Source organism: Actinomadura sp. HBU206391 (assembly GCF_014323665.1).
Classification (GTDB): Bacteria; Actinomycetota; Actinomycetes; order Streptosporangiales; family Streptosporangiaceae; genus Actinomadura_C.
Genome location: NZ_JABVEB010000336.1, coordinates 1 through 5,087, shown reverse-complemented (window position 1 = coordinate 5,087; position 5,087 = coordinate 1). Strand labels below are relative to the sequence as shown.

Genomic DNA, 5,087 nt, shown 5'->3' with positions numbered 1-5,087 from the left:
CAGAAGAACTCCACCGATTCGAACCGGCGTACCTGAGCGAGCCGGGTCACCCTCCGGTGGGATCGCCCCGCTCACCACGACGGTTCTCGACGGTCTCCAGACCCGGCCCCGCCTGCCGGGCCAGCGGGTTGGAGCCGATCGAGTTGTGGACGCTGAAGTTGACGGCGTCCGACCGGTAGCGGTCGTCGGACCACTCGACGGGCCGACCGGTCTGGGTGGTGGTGACCCGCCGCACGCGCAGCAGCGGGCTCGTGCGGCGGACGCCGAGCAGTTCGGCGTCCGCCGTGCCGGCCGACACCGCGTCGATCAGATGCTCTCCATAGGCGAAGACCAGTCCCGTGTCCTCGTACAACCGCTGGGTGACCGATTCGCAGTCCGGCTCGATGCGCTCGACGGCCGGGGCGATCCAGTCCGCGTAGACGGTCCGCTCGACGAGCACGCGCTCACCGTCCAGCCCCCGTACGCGCAGCACGTGCAGCACCTCGGTGCCGGTGCGCAGGTTCAGCCGGGCCGCGTCCTCGGGTGTCGAGGGCCGGCGCCCGGCCGACACCACCGATCCCGTCGCGCTGCGGCCCATGGCGCGCGCCCACTGGGCGAAACTGCGCAGCTCGGCGAAACTCTGGCTGCGCTGGCCGGCCAGCACCACCCGCCGGGCCCCCTGCCGGGAGCCGATGAGCCCTTCGGCGGTCAGTGCCGCGACCGCCTGGCGTACGGTGCCGCGGGAGACCTCGTATCGGGCCGCGAGTTCGGCCTCCGAGGGCATGAGCGCGCCGACCACGTACTCCTCACGGTCGATCGCCCGCCGGAGTTCCTCGGCTATCTCCTCATGTCGCGCCGCCACCGGCCTCCCTCTCGCTCCGACCCAGATTCTGCGCACAATCCACGTAGCGCCAACAGCGTATGGGAGCCGGTGCCGGTCGTCGTCCGCGCCACCCCTCCTTGGTCCACTTCCGGCCAACCACATGGCCAGAAGGGTGCCGAGTGTCCACTGATGGCACTGCGGGGTTCTGCCCGTATTCACGATCAGGACATCAACGGCGGGCTTACTGGGGCCAACTTGTTCAAACAAGTTGATCGACATCGCCCAGTTGATGGGCAACACCCCCAGGAGAAACAGTGACTGTGTCCTTTTCGAGGCTGGCCGGCATCGCCGGTGGCCTCGCAGCCGCCGCGATCGCCCTGACCGCCTGCGGCGCCGCTCCGTCGGCGCAGACCGAGGTCGCGGCCGGTGGCAAGAGCACCGCCACCGCGACCTCCGCAGCCGACGTCGGCGGCATGGACGCCCTCGTCACCGCGGCGAAGAAGGAGGGCACGCTCAACGCGATCGCCCTTCCGCGGGACTGGGCCAACTACGGCGCCTTGATCGACGGGTTCACCAAGAAGTACGGGATCAAGATCAACATCGAGAGCCCGGACGGCAGCAGCCAGGACGAGATCAACGCGATCACCTCTCGCAAGGGCCAGGATCGCGCCCCCGACGTCGTCGACCTCGGCAGCTCGTTCGCGCTGAGCGCCGCCCAGCAGGGTCTGCTCGCCCCGTACCGGGTCGCCTCGTTCGACAAGATCCCCGCACAGCAGAAGGACGCCCAAGCGCGCTGGTACAACGACTACGGCGGCTACATCTCCATCGGCTGCGACGCCAAGCGCGTCGACCCGTGCCCCAAGACCTTCGCCGATCTCCTCCAGCCCAAGTACAAGGGCCAGGTCGCGCTCAACGGCGACCCGACCAAGTCGGGCTCGGCCTTCGGCGGCGTCTACGCGGCGGCCCTGGCGAACGGCGGCTCCCTCGACGACATCAAGCCCGGCCTGGAGTTCTTCACCAAACTGAAGAAGAACGGCAACTACAGCCCGGTGGAGTCCACCCCGGCCACGGTCGAGAAGGGTGAGACCCCGATCACCATCGACTGGGACTACCTCAACGCCAGCTACGCCGACGAGTTCGAGAGCAAGGGCGTGGACTGGCAGGTCGCGGTTCCGACGGACGGCCAGTTCGCCCAGTACTACTCGCAGGCGATCAACAAGGACGCCCCGCACCCGGCCGTGGCCCGGTTGTGGCAGGAGTACCTCTACAGCGCCGAGGGACAGAACCTGTTCCTCCACGGCTACGCCCGTCCCGCGCTGATGCCGGCCATGGAGGCCGACGGCACCCTGGACAAGACGGCCGCGGCCAAGCTGCCCCAGGTCACCGGCACCCCGACGTTCCCCACTGACGCCCAGCAGACCAAGGCCAAGCAGGACCTGGCCCAGGGCTGGGGCCACGCCGTCTCCGGATGACACTCCCATGACCACTGCTCCCGCCCTCTCGCCGGCCGCCGAGCCGGTCGCCGTCCCGCGGCGCCGCTCGGCGAGCTGGCTGGCGGTGGCCCCCCTGCTCGTGTTCACCGCGTTGAGCTTCGGGGTCCCCGTCCTGGCCATGCTGCACGGCGCCTTCACCGTCAAGGACGCGACCGGCGGAAACCCCTCGTACGGCTCCGCCAACTTCACCGCGTCGTTGCACGGCGCCTACCTGACCGCCCTGCTCGGCAGCATCAAGCTGTCCGCCGTCTCCGCGGTGATCGCCGCGGTACTCGGGCTGCTGCTCGCCCAGGCCGTGGTGACCTCCCGGTTCCGCGCGTTGCGTGAAGCCGTACTGACCGCCTCGGGAGTCCTCGCCAACTTCGGCGGTGTCCCGCTCGCGTTCGCCTTCGTCGCCACCCTCGGGAACTCGGGCGTGCTCACCCGCGGGCTGGGCCTGACCGACCTCGGATGGAGCCTGTACAGCTTCTGGGGCCTCACCATCACCTATCTGTACTTCCTCATCCCGCTGATGGTGCTCACCATCACGCCCGCCCTCGACGGGCTGCGCTCCCAGTGGCGGGAGGCGGCCCAGAACAACGGCGCGACGAACGGGCAGTACTGGCGGCACGTCGCCCTGCCGGTGCTCGCTCCGTCGCTGCTCGGCGGCCTCGTCCTGCTCTTCGGCAGCGCGTTCGCCGCCTACGCCACGGCCGCGGCCATGGTCGGCAGTTCGGTGCCGCTCGTCACCCTGCAGATCGCCAACGCCATCTCCGGGAATGTGCTGGTCGGCCAGGAGAACGTCGCGCTGGCCCTCAGCCTCGACATGATCGTGGTCGCGGGCCTGGTGATGGCCGTGTACCTGCCCCTGCAACGACGGAGCTCGCGATGGCTCGCCTGACCCCGCACGCCACCCGTGCCCGCCCGTGGCGGGCGGCGATACTCGCCTTCAGCGCGGTGTACTTCCTGCTCCCCCTGACCGCTTCCGCGATCTTCACGGTGGACGTCCCCGGCAAGGGCCTGAACACGGACGCCTACCAGCAGATCTTCGGGACGGCGGGCTTCCTCACCAGCCTGCGGCTCTCCCTGGAACTGGCGGCGGCCACCATCGCCATCGTGCTGCTGCTGATGGTGCCGGCCATGGTCGCCCTGCGGTTGCGCGCACCCCGGCTGCGGCCGCTCGTCGAGGTGGTCTGCTCCCTGCCGCTGGTGGTGCCGCCGATCGCGTTCGTCGCCGGGATCGGCACCGTGCTGCGCTGGGGGCCCGATCACCTGGCCGCCACGCCGTTCTTCCAGACGTTCGTGGCGATCCAGAATCCGTCCTTCCCCGCCGTGCTCGTCCTCGCCTACACGGTGATGGCGCTGCCGTTCGTCTACCGGGCGCTGGACGCCGGACTGCGCGCGGTCGACGTGCGCACCCTGGTCGAGGCCGCCCGCAGCTGCGGGGCCGGCTGGCCGCAGGCCCTCGTGCGCGTCGTACTGCCCAACCTGCGCGGGGCCCTGCTCAACGCCTCGTTCCTCACCCTCGCGCTGGTCCTCGGCGAGTTCACCGTCGCCCAGCTGCTCGGCTTCCAGCCCTTCGCCGTGTGGATCGTCACGGTCAGCGGATCGCAGGCGCAGCTTTCGGTCGCCGTCTCGGTGCTCAGCCTGCTGCTCACCTGGACGCTGCTGCTGATGCTGGCCGCCGTCGGCGGACGACGCACTTCCTCTCGTACCAGCACCAAGGAGTGACAGACGCCATGACGAACCTCGCCCCCGCGACCCCGCCGTCCGCCGGGCCGTCCGCCGGCCGGCTCGGCGAGCAGGCGGACGGCTCCGCGGCGACCGTGGAGTTCCGTTCGCTGCGCCGGGCCTTCGGCGCCGCCGTCGCCCTGGACGGCCTGGACCTGACCGTTCACCCCGGCGAGCTGCTGGCGCTGCTCGGCCCCTCGGGCTGCGGCAAGACCACGGCCCTGCGGATGCTGGCCGGCTTCGAGCACCCCGACTCCGGCCAGGTCCTGGTGGACGGCCGGGACGTCAGCGCCGTGCCGGCCCATCGCCGCGACGCCGGAATGGTCTTCCAGTCCTACAGCCTCTTCCCGCATCTGAGCTCCCTGGACAACGTCGCGTTCGGGCTGCGCATGCGCAGGGTCGGCGCGGCCGAGCGACGCGCCCGCGCCGCCGAGCTGCTCGAACTCGTCGGCCTGCCCGCCCACGGTGACCGTTACCCGCACCAGCTGTCCGGTGGCCAGCAGCAGCGCATCGCACTCGCCCGGGCACTCGCGCTGCGCCCGCGGGTGCTGCTGCTGGACGAGCCGCTGTCCGCGCTGGACGCCAAGGTACGGCTCACGCTCCGCGAGGAGATCCGGCGCCTGCAGCAGGAGCTGGGCATCACCACCCTGTTCGTGACACACGATCAGGAGGAGGCGCTGTCCATGGCCGACCGGGTCGCGGTGATGCGCGGCGGCCGGCTCGAGCAGTGCGCGCCCCCCGCCGAGCTGTACGGACGGCCCGCCACCGCGTTCGTCGCCGAGTTCGTCGGGACCATGAACCACATCCCCGGCCGCACCGGCGACGGCCGTACCGTCGAGGTACTGGGCCGGCGCCTGCCGATCGACGGCGTCGCGCCCGCCGGACCCGAGGTGGACGTGCTCGTACGCCCCGAGGCCGTTCAGGTGAGCGCGGACCCCGAGAGCGACGCGCGGGTCGTGGCCAGCGCGTTCCTCGGCGCCGTCACCCGGCTGACCATGCGGCTTCCCGACGGCACCGCCGTCAAGGCCGACCTGCCGACCTACGACTCGGCCGCGCTGGCCCCCGGGGCCGCGGTGACGCTG

At 71.0% G+C, this 5,087-nt stretch carries 5 protein-coding genes; 4 read left to right on the top strand and 1 reads right to left on the bottom strand.

Features of this window, described 5'->3' with window-relative positions; all coding sequences use genetic code 11:
* Positions 1-46: 46 nt before the first annotated feature.
* Complete coding sequence (locus HKK72_RS35740) at positions 47-841, bottom strand: GntR family transcriptional regulator (RefSeq protein ID WP_187238828.1); 795 nt, start codon at positions 839-841, stop codon at positions 47-49.
* A 275-nt stretch (positions 842-1,116) separates the two neighbouring features.
* Between HKK72_RS35740 and HKK72_RS35735 the strand changes: the two genes are divergently transcribed.
* From HKK72_RS35735 to HKK72_RS35720, 4 genes are all read left to right on the top strand, one after another.
* A complete protein-coding gene (locus tag HKK72_RS35735; protein ID WP_187238827.1) occupies positions 1,117-2,274 on the top strand; it encodes an ABC transporter substrate-binding protein in 1,158 nt (385 codons plus the stop codon).
* Between the two features lie 7 nt (positions 2,275-2,281).
* Entirely contained in the window at positions 2,282-3,175 is an 894-nt protein-coding gene (locus HKK72_RS35730) for an ABC transporter permease (RefSeq protein WP_187238826.1), read from the top strand.
* Positions 3,163-4,005 (top strand): ABC transporter permease, encoded by an 843-nt coding sequence (locus HKK72_RS35725; RefSeq protein ID WP_187238825.1) that lies wholly within the window; start codon positions 3,163-3,165, stop codon positions 4,003-4,005. The genes HKK72_RS35730 and HKK72_RS35725 overlap by 13 nt, the downstream gene beginning before the upstream one ends.
* Before the next feature lie 8 nt (positions 4,006-4,013).
* Positions 4,014-5,087, top strand: a 1,074-nt coding sequence (locus tag HKK72_RS35720; RefSeq protein ID WP_187238824.1) for an ABC transporter ATP-binding protein, incomplete at its 3' end; no start/stop codon positions are given.

Coding starts and splice junctions, on each gene's coding strand:
- HKK72_RS35725 (WP_187238825.1), top strand. CDS start 3,163: ATGGCTCGCCTGACCCCGCACGCCACCCGTGCCCGCCCGTGGCGGGCG.
- HKK72_RS35730 (WP_187238826.1), top strand. CDS start 2,282: ATGACCACTGCTCCCGCCCTCTCGCCGGCCGCCGAGCCGGTCGCCGTC.